Source organism: Acidiplasma aeolicum, from assembly GCF_001402945.1.
GTDB classification, from domain to species: Archaea; Thermoplasmatota; Thermoplasmata; order Thermoplasmatales; family Thermoplasmataceae; genus Acidiplasma; species Acidiplasma aeolicum.
The window spans coordinates 1-659 of record NZ_LKBG01000196.1 but is presented as its reverse complement, the minus strand read 5'-3'; the positions used below and the strand labels follow the sequence as shown (position 1 = coordinate 659).

Below are 659 nucleotides of genomic sequence, written 5' to 3'. Positions count from 1 at the left end.
GTTTGTAAATATAATAATTCATGATGAAACAAGAGAAAAATTAAACAAATTAAAATCTACTCCGAGAGAAAGCTATAATGATGTTATAGTAAAATTAATAAATGAACATGATAGAAGCAAGGAAGAATAAAATAAAAGATTCGTTGAATAAAACCAAAATTAAAAGAAAATCTCAATCAGCAGTAATTATAAAAGCAAAGCTCGACAGTGATAAGCTAAATACCAGCACATCAAGGATATTAAGGAGAATATTTTTGGAGGCTAAATGGTTATACAATTATATTATAAATAAGGAATTTAACAATGATATTTTTAATATGGATTACAAGGTAAATAAAGTACCAGTGTATGTAAAGGACCATTATGAAATAAGGGATTTAAAATATTTATCATCACAGATTAAGGAAGAAATTATTGATAGAACCATGGATAATATTAAAGGATTATCAAAATTAAAGGAAAATGGATATAAAACAGGGAAATTAAAATTTAAAAAATATATAACATCAATACCATTGAAACAGTATAACAATACATATAAAATAATAAACAACAATTATATTAAAATACAGGGAATAAAGCAGAAACTAAAGGTAAATGGATTATATAATTTAAATATATTGGAACCGGCAAATGCATTGTTAATAAATAAAAACAAT

1 protein-coding gene and 1 pseudogene are annotated in these 659 nt (G+C 23.4%); both read left to right on the top strand.

The window, feature by feature from the left end:
* The first annotated feature begins 10 nt into the window (after positions 1–10).
* Positions 11–130 (top strand): DUF7557 family protein, encoded by a 120-nt coding sequence (locus AOG54_RS10250; RefSeq protein ID WP_394328372.1) that lies wholly within the window; start codon positions 11–13, stop codon positions 128–130.
* Positions 102–659 (top strand): annotated as a pseudogene (locus tag AOG54_RS04420) (RNA-guided endonuclease InsQ/TnpB family protein); the annotation flags it as partial. The gene AOG54_RS10250 and the pseudogene AOG54_RS04420, both read left to right, overlap by 29 nt.